We start from the raw sequence: 17,266 nt of genomic DNA, 5'->3' as shown, positions 1-17,266 counted from the left end.
CGCTGATCGATGATCGATCAAAGGGTTGAAGGGAAAATCTTTCCGTAAAGTAAAAAGTCGGCATGGGGTGTCACGAACTGGGGCACGCGGTGCCGCAAAAACCCGCTCCGACTAGGCTCTCGGCGCACATCCGAGCACATGGTCCTTCACCAGCGGGCCGATCTGCGGATCCCGTCGCCGGAACGCCTCGACCAGGGCCTCGTGCTCCTCCGCGTACGACTTCTGCACGGTCCCCAGCCAGCGGATCGACAGCGCCGTGAACACCTCGATGCCCAGCGACTCCCAGGTGTGCAGCAGGACGCCGTTCCCGGCCGCCCGCACCAGCTCCCGGTGGAAGGCCACCGTGTGCCTGACCTGGGCTGCGCTGTCGCCCGTACGGTCGGCCAGGTACAGCGCGGCGACCGACGGCTCCAGGGCGGACACGTCGGCGGCCAGCCGGTCGACGGCCAGCTCGGCCGCGATCTGTTCCAGACCGGCCCGGACCGGATAGCTCTCCTCCAGGTCGGCCGCGGTCAAATTCCGTACGCGCACGCCCTTGTTGGGGGCCGACTCGATGAGCCGCAGCGTCTCCAGCTCGCGCAGCGCCTCCCGTACGGGCGTCTGGCTGACCTCCAGCTCGACCGCGATCCGCCGCTCCACGATCCGTTCGCCGGGCTTCCAACGCCCGCTGACGATCCCCTCCACGATGTGCTCGCGAATCTGTTCGCGCAGGGAGTGGATGACGGGCGGCGTCAATGTGTGCTCCTTCGGACCGTATTGGTCGGGGTGGGCCGGCCACACGGACCAAGCCCCCCATGACAATACGGCGGCGCCCCCGCCCGGAAGTGATCCGGACGGGGGCGCCACAGGTGAGGCTGGTTACAGGCCGAGCTCGACCTCGAACTCGCCGGCCTCCAGGATCGCCTTGACCGTCGTCAGGTAACGGGCCGCGTCGGCGCCGTCCACCAGGCGGTGGTCGTAGGAGAGGGCCAGGTACGTCATGTCGCGGACGCCGATGACGGTGCCCTCGGCGGTCTCGATGACGGCCGGACGCTTGACGGTCGCGCCGATGCCCAGGATGGCTGCCTGGTTCGGCGGGACGATGACGGTGTCGAACAGCGCACCGCGCGAACCGGTGTTGCTGATCGTGAAGGTCGCACCGGACAGCTCGTCCGGGCTGATCTTGCTGGAACGGACCTTGCCCGCCAGCTCCGCGGTCTTCTTGGAGATACCGGCGAGGTTGAGGTCGCCCGCGTCCTTGATGACCGGGGTCATCAGACCCTTCTCGGAGTCCACCGCGATACCGATGTTCTCGGTGTCGAAGTAGGTGATCGTGCCCTCGTCGTCGTTGATCCGGGCGTTGACGACCGGGTGGGCCTTCAGCGCCTGGGCGGCGGCCTTGACGAAGAACGGCATCGGGGACAGCTTGACGCCCTCACGGGCGGCGAAGCCTTCCTTGGCCTGGTTGCGCAGCTTCATCAGCTTGGTGATGTCCACCTCGACGACCGAGGTGAGCTGCGCCTGCGTGTGCAGGGCCTTCATCATGTTCTCGCCGATGACCTTGCGCATCCGGGTCATCTTGACGGTCTGGCCGCGCAGCGGCGAGACCTCCAGCTTCGGCGCCTTGGCGGCGGCCGGAGCGGCGGCGGTCGGTGCGGGCGCGGCGGCCTTGGCGGCCTCCGCGGCGCTGATGACGTCCTGCTTGCGGATACGGCCACCGACGCCGGTGCCCTTGACCGAGCCCAGGTCCACGCCGCTCTCGCCGGCGAGCTTGCGCACCAGGGGGGTCACGTACGCACCGTCGTCACCGGTGGTCACGGCAGGAGCCGGGGCCGGGGTGACGGGGGCCGGAGCGGCGACCGGAGCCGGGGCGGGCGCCGGAGCGGCCGGGGCAGCGGGCGCGGCCGGAGCCGGGGCCTGCTGGACGGGCGCGGGGGCCGGAGCCGGAGCCGGAGCGGCGGGGGCGGGCGCCGGAGCAGCGACCGGGGCCGGAGCGGCAGCGGGGGCGGCGGCCGGGGCCGCACCCTTCGCGCCGACCACGGCGAGCCGGGCGCCGACCTCGGCGGTCTCGTCCTCGGCGACCAGGATCTCCAGCAGGGTGCCGGCGACGGGCGAGGGGATCTCGGTGTCGACCTTGTCGGTCGAGACCTCCAGCAGCGGCTCGTCCTCGGCGACGTCGTCGCCGACTTCCTTGAGCCAGCGGGTGACGGTGCCCTCGGTGACGCTCTCACCGAGCGCGGGAAGGACGACGTCGGTGCCCTCGGCGGCACCGGCGGGGGGCGCCGGAGCCGTGGCCGGAGCCTCGGCGACCGGGGCCGGAACCTCGGCGATGGGGGCGGGGACAGCGGCCGGAGCCGCAGCGGCGGCCGGGGCCGGGGCGGCAACGGGCGCGCCCGTGCCGTCGTCGATGACGGCGAGCTCGGCGCCGACCTCGACGGTCTCGTCCTCAGCGACCTTGATGGCGGCCAGAACACCGGCGACCGGCGAGGGGATCTCGGTGTCGACCTTGTCGGTCGAGACCTCCAGCAGCGGCTCGTCGGCCTCGACGCGCTCGCCCTCGGCCTTGAGCCAGCGGGTGACGGTGCCCTCGGTGACGCTCTCGCCGAGCGCCGGCAGGGTTACGGAAACCGACATGGTTTCAGTTGCTCCTATCGGAAAATGCGGAATGGTCGTCGCGGCCCTGGGGCTTGCGCCCCTACTGGCTACTAGTCGTGGGAGTGCAGCGGCTTGCCCGCGAGCGCCAGGTGGGCCTCGCCGAGCGCCTCGCTCTGCGTCGGGTGCGCGTGGATGAGCTGCGCGACCTCGGCGGGGAGAGCCTCCCAGTTGTAGATCAGCTGGGCTTCGCCGACCTGCTCGCCCATACGGTCACCGACCATGTGGACGCCGACGACGGCACCGTCCTTGACCTGGACGAGCTTGACCTCGCCCGACGTCTTGAGGATCTTGCTCCTGCCGTTGCCGGCCAGGTTGTACTTCAGCGCGACGACCTTGTCGGCGCCGTAGATCTCCTTGGCCTTGGCCTCGGACAGGCCCACGGACGCGACCTCGGGGTGGCAGTACGTCACCTTCGGCACACCGTCGTAGTCGATCGGCACGGTCTTCAGACCGGCCAGCCGCTCGGCCACCAGGATGCCCTCGGCGAAGCCGACGTGCGCGAGCTGGAGGGTCGGGGCCAGGTCACCGACGGCCGAGATGGTCTCGACGTTGGTGCGCATGTACTCGTCGACCAGGACGTAGCCGCGGTCCATCGCGACGCCCTGCTCCTCGTAACCGAGGCCCTGCGAGACCGGTCCGCGGCCGATGGCCACGAGCAGCACCTCGGCCTCGAACTCCTTGCCGTCCGCCAGGGTGACCTTGACGCCGTTCCCGGTGTACTCGGCCTTCTGGAAGAAGGTGCCCAGGTTGAACTTGATGCCGCGCTTGCGGAACGCGCGCTCCAGGAGCTTCGAGCTGTTCTCGTCCTCGACCGGCACGAGGTGCTTCAGGCCCTCGACGATGGTCACGTCGGTGCCGAAGGACTTCCACGCCGAGGCGAACTCGACGCCGATGACGCCGCCGCCCAGGATGATGGCCGACTCCGGGACCCGGTCCAGCACCAGCGCGTGGTCCGAGGAGATGATGCGGTTGCCGTCGATCTCCAGGCCGGGCAGCGACTTCGGTACGGAGCCGGTGGCGAGGAGAACGTGACGGCCCTGGATGCGGCGGCCGTCGACGTCGACGGAGGTCGGGGAGGAGAGACGCCCCTCACCCTCGATGTAGGTCACCTTGCGCGAGGCGACCAGACCCTGCAGACCCTTGTAGAGGCCCGCGATCACATCGTCCTTGTACTTGTGGACCCCTGCGATGTCGATGCCCTCGAAAGTGGCCTTGACACCGAACTGCTCGCTCTCACGCGCCTGGTCGGCGATCTCGCCGGCGTGCAGCAGGGCCTTCGTGGGGATGCAGCCGTTGTGCAGGCAGGTGCCGCCGAGCTTGTTCTTCTCGATCAGGGCGACGTCCAGACCCAGCTGCGCTCCGCGCAGCGCCGCGGCGTAACCGCCGCTACCGCCGCCGAGAATCACTAGGTCGAAAACGGTGCTGGCGTCGTTCGCCACGTCACGTCCTCCATGCATGGTGCGCCGGTGCCGGTCTTCCCTGACCGGGCGGCGGCGGGTGTACGGCCGCTTTTATTCGGCCCTGTGGTGGGGGCCCTGTCCTGCCGAGAACCCATCTTCGCACTTGTCGGCGGCCGACGGGACGCCGGGCCGGAGTGCGGTACGTCCCATCCGCCGTCCGGGCGCCTCACCCGGGCGTACGCACGTACGGATTTCGTTCAGGGCGAACACCGGCAAGGACAGAGCAAAGCCGTACGGCCCCGGGCGGTGAGCCCGGGGCCGTACGGGATGAAGCGTGGTGCGGCTCAGCCGAGGTCGCCCTCGGCGGTGCGCTCCGCGAGGCGCACCAGGGTGCGGATCGCCGAGCCGGTGCCGCCCTTGGGCGTGTAGCCGAACGGAGCGGCCTCGTTGAACGCCGGGCCCGCGATGTCGAGGTGGGCCCAGGTGATGCCCTCGCCCACGAACTCCTTGAGGAACAGACCGGCGACCAGGCCGCCGCCCATCCGCTCGCCCATGTTGGCGATGTCGGCGGTGGGGGAGTCCATGGCCTTGCGCAGGTGCGCGGGGAGCGGCATGGGCCAGGACGGCTCGCCGACCTCCTCCGAGATCTCGTGCAGCTCGGTGCGGAAGGCGTCGTCGTTGGACATGATGCCGAAGGTGCGGTTGCCCAGCGCCATCATCATCGCGCCGGTCAGGGTCGCCACGTCGACGATCGCGTCCGGGGCCTCCTCGGAGGCCTTCGCCAGGGCGTCGGCCAGGACGAGACGGCCCTCGGCGTCGGTGTTGAGGACCTCGACGGTCTTGCCGCTGTACATGTTCAGGACGTCACCCGGGCGGGTGGCGGAGCCCGACGGCATGTTCTCGGCGAGCGCCAGCCAGCCGGTCACGTTGACCTGGAGGCCGAGCCGCGCGGCGGTGACGACGGCGGCGAACACGGCGGCGGCGCCGGCCATGTCGCACTTCATCGTCTCGTTGTGACCGGCCGGCTTGAGGGAGATGCCGCCCGAGTCGTAGGTGATGCCCTTGCCGACGAAGGCAAGCGACTTCTCCGCCTTGGCGTGCGTGTACGAGAGCTTCACCAGCCGCGGCGGGGCCTCCGAGCCGACGCCGACGCCGAGGATGCCGCCGAAGCCGCCCTTGGCGAGCGCCTTCTCGTCGAGCACCTGCACCTTGATGCCGTGCTCCTTGCCGGCCGCGGTGGCGACAGCGGCGAAGGCGGCCGGGTTCAGCTCGTTCGGCGGGGTGTTGACCAGGTCGCGGGCGCGGTTGATCTCCTCGGCCACGGCCACGGCGCGCTCGGCGGCGGCCTTGTGCGCCTTGTCGCGCGGCTTGGCACCGAGCAGGGCGACCTCGCCGAGCGGGCCCTTGTCGTCCTTGCCGACGGACTGGAAGGCGGTGAAGGCGTACGAGCCGAGCAGCGCGCCCTCGCCGATCGCCTGGACGTCCTCGGCGGATCCGACGGGCAGCGCGAACGCGGCCTTCTTGGCGCCGACCAGCGTACGGGCCGCGACACCGGCGGCGCGGCGCAGCGCCTCCTCGTCGTACTCCTCGTCCTTGCCGGGGACGGCACCGAGGCCGACGGCCAGGACGAGCGGGGCCTTGAGACCGGCGGGCGCGGGGACCTTGGTCGCCTCGCCCTCGCCGCCGGTGGCGCCGAGAGTCTCCAGAACGGCGGCGAGCTTTCCGTCGAACGCCTTGTCCACGGCTTCGGCGCCGGGTGCGACCACGGGGCCCTTGGCGCCCTTCGCCACGCCTACGACGACGACATCGGCGCGCAGCGTCGCGGCGCCGGCCGTGCTGAGAGTGAGAGCAGTCACGGTGGTGAAATCTCGCTTCCGTTGAGTTTGTCGGTGGCCGATGGATGGGGCCGCTCCGCCCGAGAGCCTACGCTCGGTGACGGAAATCGCCCACGCGGGCTGCGCCTTCGGCCAGGATCGGTGTGCCGGGCCCGACCGGTCTCAGCCGAACGTCAGCACCACGAGGGCCGCGGTCGCCGCCGTCTCGGCCAGCGCGCCGAACACGTCGCCGGTCACCCCGCCGAAGCGCTTCACGCAGTGCCGCAGCATGAGTTGGGCCGCACCGAGCGCGAGAATCACGGCCAGCGCGTGGCGCAGCGCGCCGTACGGACCGAAGAGCGCCCCCGCCCCCGCGCCGGCCGCGGTGACCACGGCGGCGACGGCCAGCGCGGTGCACAGGGGCACCGTTCCGGCCACCGCGGCGCCCAGCCCGTCCGGCCGTGCCGCGGGGACGCCCCGGCGGCAGGCCAGCGTCAGCGCCACCCTGGCCGCGAGCGCGGCGACGACGGCGGCGGCCGTGCCGTACGCCCAGCCGTCCCCGTAGAGCCGGGTCAGCGCGGCGATCTGCGCCAGCAGTACCAGGACCAGCGTCACCACCCCGAACGGGCCGATGTCCGACTGCTTCATGACGCGCAGCGCGTCCTCGGCCGGTTTCGCGCTGCCCAGACCGTCGGCGACGTCCGCGAGACCGTCCAGATGCAGACCGCGGGTGAGGACGGCGGGTACGGCCGTACTCGCCACGGCGGCGAGCAGCGGGCCCGAGCCGAGCAGCAGCAGAAGAGCGCCGAGCGCGGCGGCGGCCAGCCCCACGACCAGCCCGGCCAGCGGGGCGCAGACCATCCCGGAGCGGGCCGCCGCCCGGTCCCAGCGCGTCACCCGGACCGGAAGGGCCGTGAGCGTGCCGAAAGCGAAACGTATGCCGTCCATGCCGCGCAGGTTATCCACCACCCCTATTCCGTGCGTGCCAGACCCCGTGACGCCGCCCCCCCCGTGCGCCGGGCGGGCTAAGTTACCCAGGACGGACAAAAGGGAGCAGGTGGCATGGGTCACTGGTGGGACCGGAACATCGTGGAACCGGGCAAGCTCCCGCTGACGCTCGCTCTGCTCTCGTTCGTGCTGTCCTTCCTGATCGCGCGCACCGTGGCCCGGCTGATCCGGGCGGGCCGCGGCCCGTTCCGGAACGTGACGCCCGGCGGGATGCACATCCACCACGTCGTCCCCGGCGTCGTCCTGGTGGTCATCGGCGGCTTCGGCGCGGTCACCAGCGGCACCCGGGGATGGGGCGCCGCGGTCTGTGCGGTGATCTTCGGGAGCGGCGCGGGGCTGGTCCTCGACGAGTTCGCCCTGCTGCTCCACCTGAACGACGTGTACTGGAGCGAACAGGGCCGCAAGAGCGTCGAGATCGTGGTCCTCACCGTGGCACTGGTGGGCCTGGTGCTCGGCGGGTTCCTGCCGTTCGGGGTCAACGAACTCTCCCCGGCCGAACGGCAGGACCGCGGGCTGTTCGCCGTGAACACCGTGGTGAACTTCGGCTTCGCACTCATCGCGCTGAGCAAGGGCAAACCCCGTACGGCACTGATCGGCGCCGTGGTGCCCTTCGTCGCTCTGGTCGGCGCGGTCCGGCTCGCCCGGCCCACCTCCCCGTGGGCCAAGCGCTTCTACCGCTCCCGGCACCGGACCCGCGCCAGAGCGACCCGGCGCGCCTACCGTCACGACAAACGCTGGGCCGGGCCCCGGCGCCGGTTCGAGGAGCTGATCGGCGGCGCCCCCGACAGGACGGAGCTGCCCGGCCGTGACCCGGGGCCGCGCCCCTGACGCTGCCGGTCCCGCCAGGCCGAGAAGGCGCAGATCACGAGTGCCGCCAGGATCGCGGCGATGTGCTCCTTGCCCGCCAGGTTGTCCTTGACGACCAGCTCCAGGATCATCCCGACGATCACCACGCCCCCCGTCCACCAGGCCCGCAGCCGCCAGCAGAGATAGACGGCGAGACCCACCACTGCGGCCGAGGGGCCGGTGTCGACGATCAGCGCGTCGGACGCGGGAGTGCCGAACACGTGGTGGGGGCCCAGGGAGATGGCGACGCGTGCGTACAGCGTGCCGGCCAGCGTGGTGATGTACGCGATCACCAGCGTCCGCCACCACCCGATGCAGATCTCGGCGATGCTGAAGACCAGCAGGATCTGCGCCAGCGCGCCCCATACGGGCAGGTCCAGCGCCGGTACGAACAGCGACAGCGGCGTTCGCAGCAGCGCCAGCCAGAGCGGGTCGCGCGCCTGGACGAACCCTATGTCGCTCACCGGCCCCAGGCCCCACGACTGGTTCTGCAGGATCTGGAAGAGCGCGGTCAGCGCGACCGCCCCGAGCGTCAGGGGGATGGCCCGCCACTTCCTGGTGACCAGCGCGTGCCGTACGACGGTGAAGAGCGGACCCCATTCGCGGCGGGCCGCCGCACGCAGGGCGCGCCCGGTCACCGTCTGGTCCCGAGCGGCTTGCGGTGCAGCCATGCGGGCAGCCCCGGTGCTTCCAGGAAGCCCTCGGCACGGGCCGATGCGACAGCGATGCGCAGCAGGTCTGCGCTCTTCTCGAAGAGCATGAAGCGTGGCTCCCAAATTGGCCGGTACTTGGCGTTGGCGCGGTACAGCGACTCGATCTGCCACCACCGGGAAAAGAAGGTGAGGAACGAGCGCCACAGCCTCAGCACGGGGCCAGCCCCGAGCTTCGAGCCACGTTCGAAGACTGATCTGAACATCGCGAAGTTCAGTGAGACCTGAGTGATCCCGATCTCCTTCGCCCGCTGCAGGAGTTCGATGATCATGAATTCCATCAGGCCGTTCTCGGCATCCCGGTCACGGCGCATCAGATCCAGCGACAGGCCTGCGGGGCCCCACGGGACGAAGCTCAGAACGGCGCGCAACTCGCCTTCCCCGTCCGTGCATTCGAGCATCACGCAGCGTCCGTCGGCCGGGTCGCCGAGCCGCCCGAGCGCCATCGAGAACCCGCGCTCGGTGGTCCCGTCGCGCCAGTCGTCGGCGCGGCGCACCAGCACGTCCATCTCGGCGTCCGGGATCTCCTCGTGGCGGCGGATCCGGACCGTGTACCCGGCGCGCTTCACCCGGTTGTACGCCTGGCGCACGGTGCGCATGGCGCGGCCGTCCAGGGTGAACTCGGCGATCTCCACGATCGCCTCGTCGCCGAATTCCAGCGCGTCCAGGCCGTGCCTGGCGTATACCGTGCCGGCCTCCTCGCTCGCGCCCATCACCGCGGGCAGCCAGCCGTGTTCGCGCGCCTCGGCCAGCCAGTTCCCGATCGCGCCCGGCCACGCCTCCGGATCGCCGATCGGATCCCCGGAGGCGAGCGAGACCCCGCCGAGCACCCGGTAGGCGACCGCCGCCTTGCCGGTGGGTGACCAGATGACGCTCTTGTCCCGGCGCAGGGCGAAGTAGCCGAGCGAGTCGCGCTCGCCCTGCCGGTCCAGCAGGGCGCGCAGCTGGTTCTCGTCCTGCGCGGTGATCGGGTCGACCGCACGGCGGGAGCGGAACGCCGCGTAGAGCACGGCGAGCAGCAGCAGGGTGGAGAGCGCGTTGATGGCGATGTCGACCCAGTTGGGCGTCTCGATCCCCTGGATGTGCGAGTCGTCGGGCACCAGCGAGACCAGCCGCATGAAGCCGTACCGCCAACGGCCCAGGAACGTCGAACGGGTCTCGTCGTGGGCGGTGTTGGTGACGGTCACCAGCAGCGAGGCCAGCAGCGAGCAGACCAGCACCCCGCCGACGGCGACGGCCGCGGCGAGCTTGGGGTTGGAGCGGTCGCCCTTCGCGTAGTACTCCCGCCGGCCGATCAGCAGGGAGACCACGAAGGCCGTCGTCAGCACCAGCGAGACCCAGTTCTGCGGGTACCGGCGGAACTCCGGGAAACACATGGCGAGGCCGAGCACCAGCAGGAAGAGCCCGCTGATCACCAGGTTGAGGATCCAGGCGGCCCGCTTGCGGCGGCGCATGGTGATCGCCAGGAAGAGGGTGAACGCGCCCGAGGCGAAGCCCGCGGTCAGCATGTAGGGCGTGAAGTAGAAGTCGGTGTTGTGGCGGCGCAGGTCCTGGCCCAGGGAGACCCAGGCGGCACTCAGGAAGTTGATGAACGACACGGCGCGCAGATACCAGACGGCGAATGCCGCACTGCGGCGCGACCGGACGCTGGTCAGGGGTGTGACCCCGGCGGATGTGCGGACTTCTCCCATGAAACGCGATGATATGGGGCGCCGTGCGTCACGTCGGGGGTGTGTTGTGGCCGACGGTCAGCCGCCGGCCACGGGTTCACTCCCCACCGTCCCCCACCGCGGTCTCCGCCGCCACCGAAGTCGCGTCATCCGCAGGGGATTTCGGCGAAGCTTCACTCGGCGTTGTCCCGCTTTCCGCCGTCTCTTCCGGTGTTGTTCGCTCGCCCGACGCCTCGCTGGACGTCTCGTCTGCGCCGCCGTCGGTAGCCGTGCCGTCGGTGGTGCGCTCCGGCAGTTCGGACAGCAGCGCCGCCGTGGCCTGGACGAGCGGCAGCGCGAGCAGCGCCCCCGTGCCCTCGCCGACCGTCACCCCGTGGTCGAGCAGCGGGGTGAGTGCCATCCGGTCCAGCGCCTTCGCCTGGGCCGGTTCGCCGCTGACCTGCCCGGCCAGCCAGGAGTCGGGGGCGCGGAAGGCGGCCCGCTGGGCCACCAGCGCGCAGGCCGCGGAGACCACGCCGTCGAGGATCACCGGCACCCGGCGTACCGCGCACTGGAGCAGGAACCCCGTCATCGCGGCCAGATCGGCGCCGCCGACCGTGGCGAGCAGTTCCAGCTGGTCACCGAGGACCGGACGGGCCCGGCGCAGCGCGTCCCTGATCGCCGCACACTTGCGCATCCACGCCAGATCGTCGATGACCGCGCCGCCGCGCCCGGTGACCACCGAGGCGTCCGTGCCGCAGAGCGCCGCGATCAACGCGGACGCTGCCGTCGTGCCGCCCACGCTCAGGTCGCCCAGGACGACCAGATCGGTGCCCGAGTCGGCCTCCTCGTCGGCGATGGCCATCCCCAGACGGACCGCCTGCTCGGCCTCCTCCGAGGTGAGCGCGTCCTCGATGTCGATCCGCCCGGTCCCGCGGCGCACCCGGTGCCGGACGACCTCGTCGGGCAGCAGTGCGGGATCGCAGTCCAGACCGGCGTCGACGATCCGCACCGGCACACCGAGCCTGCGGGCCAGCACGGCGACAGGGCTCTCCCCGTCGAGCACGGCCCGCACCAGCCGGTGCGCACTCCCGGCGGGCCGGGCCGACACACCCAGCCCGGCCACCCCGTGGTCGCCCGCGAACAGCACCACGCGCACCGTCTCGACGGGCCTGACCGGCGCCGCGGACTGCGCCGCGGAGAGCCACTCACCCAGTTCGTCGAGCCGGCCGAGAGCGCCGGGCGGAACGGTCAGCCGCTCCCGGCGTTCCTCGGCGTCGCGCCGTACGCCGCCGTCGGGGCGTTCGATCAGATCGGAGAAGTCGTCGAGATTCAGCGAGCTCATTCGCCGAACAGTACCGGCAGCTTTCCTGGTGAGATGTCCATGGACCGCCCGGAGGGTCATACGTTCCACTGTGCGCCGGATTGTCACCCGCGGCTTCTCACCCCCCGCTTCTCACCCCCCGCTTCTCACCCGCGGCCTTTCACCCGCCGCTTCTCACCCCCGCAGTACGACGGCCTGCCCCGCGACGATCAGCAGCACGTGCTCGCACTCGGCAGCGAAGGCCGCGTTGAGCCGCCCCAGCTCGTCGCGGAACCGCCGGCCGGACGCGGTCGCGGGCACCACACCGGAGCCGACCTCGTTGCTGACGGCGACGACGGCGCGCTCCGTGGCCCGTACGGCGGCGACCAGTTCGGCCACCCGCGCGCGCAGCGCCGCCTCGCCGCCGCCCGCCCACCGGTCGTCGTCCCAGGCGCCCGCCCGGTCCATCGCGTCGGTCAGCCACAGCGACAGACAGTCGATCAGCAGCGGAGGCCCGCCGTCCGCCAGCAACGGCGCCAGCTCGCAGGTCTCCTCGGTGCGCCACGACCCCGGCCTGCGCTCCCGGTGCAGCCCGACCCGGGACGCCCACTCGGCGTCCCCGTCACGGGTGCCGCCCGTCGCGACGTACACCACCTCGGGGAAGGCTTCGAGACGCCGCTCGGCCTCCACGGACTTGCCGGAGCGCGCCCCGCCGAGCACCAGGGTGCGGCGCGGCAGATCGGGCACCGCGTGATACTCGCCGACGATCAGCGTCGTCCCGTCGGGCACCGCCCGTGCCCCTGCGGCGGCCAGCCGCCGGTCCAGCTCGGCGCCCGGCGGCGCCTCGTGGCCCAGGTGGACGGCGATCACATCCGTCGTGGACCCGACGGCCCCCGTCGCCCGCAGCCTGGCCAGCGCGTCCGGGCGCCCGGTGACATCGGCGACGACCATCTCGTACGGAGCGGAACCGTCCTCCGAGAGCCCCGCCGGGGACGCGCCGAGCGGCAGGTAGAGCAGCCGCTCACCGCCCGGTGACGTCACCTCGTACCCGGTGCCGGGGGAGTCCATCGGCACCGCCCGCACCCGGTGGCCGCTGAGCAGCGTCAACACCCGCCCGTCGGCCACCCGGCCCGCGGACGGCAGCCCGGCGGGCAGTTCCACCGGAGGCCCGCCGTGCGGGTGGGTGAGCAGCACCTGGCGCACCCCGGTGAGCGAATGCCCGGCGCGGGCCGCGGCCAGCGCGGCCCCCGGAGTGAGGTCGAGCAGCAGGACGCCGTCCAGCAGCAGCGCGGTCGCGGCACGCGCCCGGTCGCCGCGGGCACTGGCGCAGGCGGCGCAGGGACAGTCGGGACGGGGCAGCCCGTCGGGGGCACCGGTGCCGAGCAGAGTGAGTTCCACGTATCCGATCCTCCCGCGCCCCCGCGCCCGGTGCGCGCCCGGCTACGCTGCCAGCAGGCCGTGATCCCGCCGGGGTCGACCCCGCGGGCGCACGGCCGGGCCGAGACAGCGTGGCATCCAGGAGGCGGACATGGCGTGGACGTGGCGGTTCGAGAAGTCCGACGGTACGGAGACACAGCCCTCGGTGGTGCCCGAGGAGTTCACCACGCAGGGCGACGCGGAGTCCTGGATCGGCGAGGCGTGGAAGGAGCTCGCCGAGGGCGGCGCCGACCAGGTGCGGCTCTTCGAGGACACGACCGAGATCTACGGACCGATGAGCCTGCACCCCGAGGAAGCCGCGGAGCAGGCGGACACGGCCGACCAGGCCTGACGGCGTACGGGGAGGGGCGGCACCCGGCCGGGTGCCGCCCCTCCCCGTGCCGGACCGTGCGCTCCGGCGCCTACATCGCGCCCAGCGTGACCTCGACCGTCTTCTTGGCGCTGTCGCGCTGGTAGCCGACCTTGACCTGCTGACCCGGCTTGTACGAGGCCAGCGCCTCGGAGAGCGCGGGCAACGAGGCGATCGGGGTGGTGCCCAGCTGGGTGATGACGTCCCCGGTACGCAGCCCGGCCTTCGCCGCGGCGCCGTTCTTCGTGACGGCGACCACCGCGACCCCGGCGGGCTGGAATCCGGCGTTGACGACGGACCGGCCGGTGATGCCCAGGGCGGCCCGGCCGGAGTTGGTGACCTTGCCGTCCTTGATGATCTGGTCGGCGATGTTCGTGACCATCGAGGCGGGGATCGCGAAGCCGATGCCGGGCGCCGCGCCGTTGCCCAGCTGCGGGTCGGTCGCCGCCAGGGTGGGGATGCCGATGACCTTGCCGTCGAGGTTGACCAGGGCGCCGCCGCTGTTGCCGGGGTTGATCGCGGCCGAGGTCTGCACCATGTTGCCGATGGTCGCTCCGGTGCCGCCGTTCGCGCTGCTCTCGCTGACGGTGCGCCCGGTGGCGGAGACGATGCCCTGCGTGACGCTGCTGGAGAGCCCCAGCGGGGAGCCCATCGCGAGCACGATCTGACCCATGTCGACCTTCGACGACGGGGCGAACGAGGCGGGCTTGAGCTGGGAGGGCACCGTGTCGAGCTTGATGACCGCGAGGTCCTGCGCGGGGTAGCTGGAGACCAGCTTGGCGCTCAGCTGGGTGCCGCCGGTGGCCGAGGTGACCTTGAACTGCTTCGCGTTGCCGACCACATGGGCGTTGGTGACGATGTCGCCCTTGTCGTCGTAGACGATGCCCGAACCGAGGTCGTTGCCCGACACGATCTGGACGACGGAGGGCAGGACGTTCTTGATGACCTGCTCGTAGTTGGTCTGCAGGCCGCTGCCACCGTTCGACGACGACGCTGCGGGCAGGGCCGACGGCGTGGATCCGGAGCCGGGCGCCGGGGAGGAAGAACCGGCGCCCGAACAGCCGCCGACCAGGGCGACCGCACAGATTCCCGCGGTCAGGGGCAGCAGCAGTCGGTGTACACGGCCACGGTTACGGGAGGAGTCCATGCCCGTAGTGTCGCTTTTGCCGGATCAGGTCTGCCTGCGGTGTGAGCCGATCAGGGGAAGGCGTCAGGAGAGGACGTCAGCCCCGTACGCCGCACAGGTGCAGCAGCGCGGCCACGTTCTTGTACGGCTCGGTGCGCCCGGCGCGGTCCTCCGCGGCCAGCAGCTGGTCCAGCTCCTGGGCCGACGGCAGCTCCGCGTCGTTGGGCACGTTGTCGGTGAAGACCCGCACGCCGTACCAGGCGTGCAGCGGGGCCGCGATCCCCGCCAGCGTGGCCGTCAGCGCTTCCAGCCGGTCGGCGCGCACCGTCAGGCCGAGCCGGTTGGTGTACGTGTCGGTGTCGAAGGCCGCCAGGGCCGTGGGCCAGTCGGCCGCCAGCCCCGGCCGCATCGCCAGTGCGTCCGCGTTGCGGACCAGCAGCGAGAGCAGCCCGCCCGGCGCCAGCATCCGGGCCAGGCCCGCCAGCATTCCGTCCGGCTCCGGCACGTACATCAGCACCCCGTGGCAGAGCACCACGTCGAAGCTGCCCGGGAGGAAGTGCGCGCCGGTCTCCCGGCCGTCGCCGTCCAGCAGCCGCACCCGCTCGCGGATGCCCTCGGGCTCGGTGGCCAGCGCGTCACGGGCCACCTTGAGCATCACGGGGTCCGACTCCAGGCCGGTCACCGTGTGCCCGGCACGGGCCAGCCGCAGGGCCTGGGTGCCCTGCCCCGTACCGACGTCGAGGATCCGCAGGCGCTGTCCGACCGGGAAGCGGGCCGTCAGCTGCTCGTCGAGCTGCCGCGCCACGAGCTCCTGGCGGACGGTGTTACGCAGTCCGCCGAGGCCCTTCAGCCAGGCGGACGCGGCGCCGTCGAACCCCGAGGTTCCCGTGCTCAGGGCCGTTCTCCGCGCTTGACCTGCGGCTTCGGCAGACGCATCCGGCGCATCTGGAGCGTACGCATCAGGCCGTAGGCGACGGCGCCGCGCTTCGGCTCGTCCGGGAAGCGCTCGTTCAGCTGCTTCTTCAGGCGGAACCAGACACCGATCGAGTCGATGACGATCAGCACGATCACCACGAGCCAGAGGAGCAGCGCGATGCTCTGGATGCCCGGTACCTGGATGACGCTGAGCACCAGGATGATCACGGCGAGCGGCAGGAAGAACTCGGCCAGGCACCAGCGGGAGTCGACGTAGTCCCGGGCGAAGCGGCGGGCGCGGCCCTTGTCGCGGGCCGGCAGGTAGCGCTCGTCGCCACTGGCGAGGGCTTCCCGCTGCTTGGCCATGTCCGCACGGCGGGCGTCACGCTGGCGCTTGGCAGCCTCCTTGCGGTCGGTCGTCGGAGTGACCGCGCGGCGTCGCTGGGACTGCGCCTCACTCCGCTTGGGGGTGGGGCGACCTTTGGGGGCCTGCGGGTCGCGGGACTGCTTGGAGAGGTCCGTCGTCACCTTGGAGGTGCGGGCCTTCTCTTCATTGGCGCGGCTTCGGAACACAAAACCCAAGGGTACGGGGTGGCGTGCGGGGGTCCAGAACCGAGGGGGAACGATCCGGCAACGGTCGCCCACTCCGGGATTCCCGGGATTCCTGCGATCCCCGGGAATCCCGGATGCCCGGGAGTTCTCTCGAATTCCCCTGAAATCTCCCGGATCCATATGGATTTTTCCGTAGTTCCCCGACGTTCCCCTGGAACCACCTACTCCCTACGCCGGAGCGGATCAGGCGCAGGTCGTCCTGGAGGAGGAGCGCATCCGGTCCCGAACAGTGCGGTAATGGATGTAGGCCCCGTAGTGTGGGTTCAAGTGCTGGAGCTGAAGTCCGTCAGAAGGGGGCGCGCGAAGCCCATGAGCGGTGTCATGAAGCGTATGGGGATGATCTTCCGCGCGAAGGCCAACAAGGCCCTGGACCGGGCCGAGGATCCGCGCGAGACCCTCGATTACTCGTACCAGAAGCAGCTCGAACTGCTTCAGAAGGTACGCCGTGGGGTCGCCGACGTGGCGACCTCGCGCAAGCGTCTCGAACTGCAGCTGAACCAGCTGCAGGGTCAGTCCTCCAAGCTGGAGGACCAGGGGCGCAAGGCGCTCGCGCTGGGTCGTGAGGACCTGGCCCGCGAAGCGCTGTCGCGGCGTGCCGCGCTGCAGCAGCAGGTCACGGACCTGGAGACGCAGCACCAGACGCTGCAGGGCGAGGAGGAGAAGCTCACTCTCGCCGCCCAGCGTCTGCAGGCCAAGGTCGATGCCTTCCGTACGAAGAAGGAGACCATCAAGGCCACCTACACGGCGGCCCAGGCGCAGACCCGGATCGCCGAATCCTTCTCGGGTATCTCCGAGGAGATGGGCGACGTCGGCCAGGCCATCGCACGGGCCGAGGACAAGACCGCCCAGCTGCAGGCCAGGGCCGGTGCGATCGACGAGCTGCTCGCCTCGGGCGCGCTGGACGACCAGTCCGGCATGGGGAAGGACGACATCTCCGCCGAGCTGGACCGGATCTCCGGTGGTACGGATGTGGAACTGGAACTGCAGCGCATGAAGGCCGAGCTGGCCGGCGGATCGTCGTCGAAGCAGGCCATCGAAGGCGGCGAGCCGCAGGACCGGCCCCATCCGAATCTGGACAAGCAGTAGGGAAGCGTCATGATCGTACGGATCATGGGTGAAGGCCAGATGGAGCTGGCCGACAGCCACCTCACCGAGCTCAACAAGCTGGACGACGAGCTCCTCGTCGAAGTGCAGAGTGGCGACGAAGCCGGCTTCCGGCGCACGCTCCACGCCCTGCTCGACAAGGTGCGGGAGCTCGGTTCCCCGCTGCCGGACGACTCGCTGGCTCCCTCGGAGCTGATCCTGCCGCCCGCCGAGGCCACGCTGGCGGACGTCAGGGAGATGCTGAACGACGACGGTCTGATCCCGGGCTGAACCGTTCCCGGCTCCGGCGCTGTTTCCGGCCGTACGGCGCTCCGCACCCCTTCCGGGGGCGGGGCGCCGTCGCTGTTCCCGGAGCCCGT

At 71.3% G+C, this 17,266-nt stretch carries 16 protein-coding genes; 4 read left to right on the top strand and 12 right to left on the bottom strand.

The genetic code is table 11. The features are described 5' to 3' along the window. Positions 1-111: 111 nt before the first annotated feature. From OG709_RS08905 to OG709_RS08885, 5 genes are all read right to left on the bottom strand, one after another. Entirely contained in the window at positions 112-735 is a 624-nt protein-coding gene (locus OG709_RS08905; RefSeq protein WP_250304549.1) for a GntR family transcriptional regulator, read from the bottom strand. A gap of 123 nt (positions 736-858) precedes the next feature. Further along, on the bottom strand, positions 859-2,613 hold the full coding sequence (gene sucB, locus OG709_RS08900) for a 2-oxoglutarate dehydrogenase, E2 component, dihydrolipoamide succinyltransferase (protein ID WP_266643505.1): 1,755 nt from the start codon (positions 2,611-2,613) through the stop codon (positions 859-861). A gap of 71 nt (positions 2,614-2,684) precedes the next feature. Next, entirely contained in the window at positions 2,685-4,073 is a 1,389-nt protein-coding gene (gene lpdA, locus OG709_RS08895; RefSeq protein WP_250304553.1) for a dihydrolipoyl dehydrogenase, read from the bottom strand. Between the two features lie 305 nt (positions 4,074-4,378). Continuing rightward, complete coding sequence (locus tag OG709_RS08890) at positions 4,379-5,890, bottom strand: leucyl aminopeptidase (protein ID WP_250304555.1); 1,512 nt, start codon at positions 5,888-5,890, stop codon at positions 4,379-4,381. A gap of 141 nt (positions 5,891-6,031) precedes the next feature. Further along, on the bottom strand, positions 6,032-6,796 hold the full coding sequence (locus OG709_RS08885; protein ID WP_329165515.1) for an adenosylcobinamide-GDP ribazoletransferase: 765 nt from the start codon (positions 6,794-6,796) through the stop codon (positions 6,032-6,034). Positions 6,797-6,910: 114 nt separating this feature from the next. Between OG709_RS08885 and OG709_RS08880 the strand changes: the two genes are divergently transcribed. Further along, the gene (locus tag OG709_RS08880) at positions 6,911-7,684 is read left to right on the top strand and encodes a hypothetical protein (protein ID WP_250304558.1); all 774 of its coding nucleotides are present in this window, start codon (positions 6,911-6,913) and stop codon (positions 7,682-7,684) included. Here the strand turns inward: OG709_RS08880 and OG709_RS08875 are convergent. The 4 genes from OG709_RS08875 to OG709_RS08860 all read right to left on the bottom strand — a co-directional run bounded on the left by OG709_RS08875 (position 7,579) and on the right by OG709_RS08860 (position 12,762). Continuing rightward, positions 7,579-8,373, bottom strand: coding sequence for a hypothetical protein (locus tag OG709_RS08875; RefSeq protein WP_266643510.1), 795 nt, complete (start codon positions 8,371-8,373; stop codon positions 7,579-7,581). The genes OG709_RS08880 and OG709_RS08875 overlap by 106 nt on opposite strands. Continuing rightward, a complete protein-coding gene (locus OG709_RS08870; RefSeq protein WP_250304561.1) occupies positions 8,337-10,103 on the bottom strand; it encodes a phosphatidylglycerol lysyltransferase domain-containing protein in 1,767 nt (588 codons plus the stop codon). Before OG709_RS08870 ends, OG709_RS08875 begins: the two co-directional genes overlap by 37 nt. A gap of 76 nt (positions 10,104-10,179) precedes the next feature. Then, entirely contained in the window at positions 10,180-11,406 is a 1,227-nt protein-coding gene (cobT, locus tag OG709_RS08865) for a nicotinate-nucleotide--dimethylbenzimidazole phosphoribosyltransferase (RefSeq protein WP_326695040.1), read from the bottom strand. 153 nt (positions 11,407-11,559) lie between these two features. Continuing rightward, on the bottom strand, positions 11,560-12,762 hold the full coding sequence (locus OG709_RS08860; RefSeq protein ID WP_329165511.1) for a bifunctional adenosylcobinamide kinase/adenosylcobinamide-phosphate guanylyltransferase: 1,203 nt from the start codon (positions 12,760-12,762) through the stop codon (positions 11,560-11,562). A gap of 130 nt (positions 12,763-12,892) precedes the next feature. On the opposite strand from OG709_RS08860, the gene OG709_RS08855 reads away from it, so the two are divergent. Beyond that, a complete protein-coding gene (locus OG709_RS08855; RefSeq protein ID WP_250304567.1) occupies positions 12,893-13,132 on the top strand; it encodes a hypothetical protein in 240 nt (79 codons plus the stop codon). Positions 13,133-13,202: 70 nt separating this feature from the next. Here OG709_RS08855 and OG709_RS08850 read toward each other — a convergent pair whose 3' ends face one another. The 3 genes from OG709_RS08850 to OG709_RS08840 form a co-directional block, all read right to left on the bottom strand. After that, the gene (locus OG709_RS08850; RefSeq protein ID WP_326695041.1) at positions 13,203-14,297 is read right to left on the bottom strand and encodes a S1C family serine protease; all 1,095 of its coding nucleotides are present in this window, start codon (positions 14,295-14,297) and stop codon (positions 13,203-13,205) included. Between the two features lie 76 nt (positions 14,298-14,373). Then, entirely contained in the window at positions 14,374-15,081 is a 708-nt protein-coding gene (locus OG709_RS08845; RefSeq protein ID WP_250304570.1) for a class I SAM-dependent methyltransferase, read from the bottom strand. An 86-nt stretch (positions 15,082-15,167) separates the two neighbouring features. Further along, positions 15,168-15,764 (bottom strand): DUF3043 domain-containing protein, encoded by a 597-nt coding sequence (locus OG709_RS08840; RefSeq protein WP_266643515.1) that lies wholly within the window; start codon positions 15,762-15,764, stop codon positions 15,168-15,170. A 348-nt stretch (positions 15,765-16,112) separates the two neighbouring features. On the opposite strand from OG709_RS08840, the gene OG709_RS08835 reads away from it, so the two are divergent. Both OG709_RS08835 and pspAA read left to right on the top strand, forming a co-directional pair. Beyond that, entirely contained in the window at positions 16,113-16,889 is a 777-nt protein-coding gene (locus tag OG709_RS08835; RefSeq protein ID WP_250304574.1) for a PspA/IM30 family protein, read from the top strand. Positions 16,890-16,898: 9 nt separating this feature from the next. Beyond that, the gene (pspAA, locus tag OG709_RS08830; protein WP_250304576.1) at positions 16,899-17,177 is read left to right on the top strand and encodes a PspA-associated protein PspAA; all 279 of its coding nucleotides are present in this window, start codon (positions 16,899-16,901) and stop codon (positions 17,175-17,177) included. The last annotated feature ends 89 nt before the right edge of the window (positions 17,178-17,266 follow it).

Origin of the sequence: Streptomyces sp. NBC_01267, from assembly GCF_036241575.1 — a bacterium.
Lineage (GTDB): Bacteria > Actinomycetota > Actinomycetes > Streptomycetales > Streptomycetaceae > Streptomyces.
Note: the sequence above shows the minus strand (reverse complement) of the source record. Positions and strands in the feature narration are given on the sequence as shown.